At 71.2% G+C, this 1,164-nt stretch carries 1 protein-coding gene; it reads left to right on the top strand.

Annotated elements, in window-relative coordinates:
* Positions 1-1,159, top strand: a 1,159-nt coding sequence (locus ABT297_RS43075) for an ISAs1 family transposase (protein WP_350560021.1), incomplete at its 5' end; no start/stop codon positions are given.
* Positions 1,160-1,164: the final 5 nt, after the last annotated feature.

The following is a 1,164-nucleotide window of genomic DNA, read 5'->3' as shown; positions in this document are numbered from 1 at the left end:
CGGTATCGACCTACCGGCTGCTGTGCAGCACAACGAACAGCGGGATCTGCTGCGGGCGCTGGCCGCGGTGCCCGACCCTCGGCACCGCCGCGGGGTGCGTTACCGGCTGGCCAGCCTCCTCGCGGTGGCGGTATGCGCGGTGCTGGCAGGGGCGACCACGTTCGCCGCGATCGGCGACTGGGCCGCCGATCTGGACGAGGCGGCCCGCCGCCGGCTCGGGTTCCTCGGCCGTATCCCGGCCGGCAGCACGGTGCGGCGGTTCCTGGTCCGCATCGACGCGCAGGTACTGCAGGTGGTGTTGACAGGCTGGCTACGCCACCGCCTGCCGGCCCGGCCAGTCCCGGGGCGGAAAGACAGGATGGTCATCGCGGTGGACGGCAAGCTGCTGCGCGGCGCACGGCTGCCCGATGGAAGGCACGTGCACCTGCTCTCGGCCTACGACACGGACACCGGCATCGTGCTGGCTCAGGTGGCTATCGCGGCGAAGTCCAACGAAATCCCCGCCTTCACCCCGCTGCTGGATCAGCTGCGTGCTCAGGTCGGGTCCCTCGCCGGCACGATCATCGTCGCGGATGCGTTGCACGCCCAGGTTGGCCATGCCCACGCCGTCAACGTCCGCGACGGTCAGCTGATGGTGACCGTGAAGGCGAACCAGCCGACGCTACACACCCAGCTCAAACAGTTGCCGTGGGCGCAGGTCCCGGTCGGCTACCGCACCCGCGACCGCGGCCACGGCCGTCGGGAAACCCGCACCGTCAAAGCGCTGACCGTGGCCACGCCGGGCGGGCTCGGCTTCCCGCATGCCGAGCAGGCGGTGCGGATCACCCGCACCGCCAGCGGCAAGACCACTCGGGAGACGGCCTACCTGATCGTCACCCTGCCTGCGGACGCGGCCCAACCCGACCAACTCGGCGACTGGGCCCGCCGCGAATGGCATATCGAGAATCGCCTGCACTGGGTGCGGGACGTGACCCTCGCCGAGGACGCCCACCAGGCCCGCACCGGCAACGGCCCCGCCGTCGCCGCCGTGCTCCGCAACACCGCCATCGGCTACCACCGCAGCAACGGCGAACCCAACATCGCCCGCGCCACCAGACGCGCCAACCGCCGCACCCACGACCTGATCAGCGCCGTGACCAGCACACCGAGAACGCAATAGCCCTG

It is taken from the genome of Dactylosporangium sp. NPDC000555 (assembly GCF_040300025.1).
Classification (GTDB): Bacteria; Actinomycetota; Actinomycetes; order Mycobacteriales; family Micromonosporaceae; genus Dactylosporangium.
This window is presented reverse-complemented; position numbering and strand designations above follow the sequence as displayed.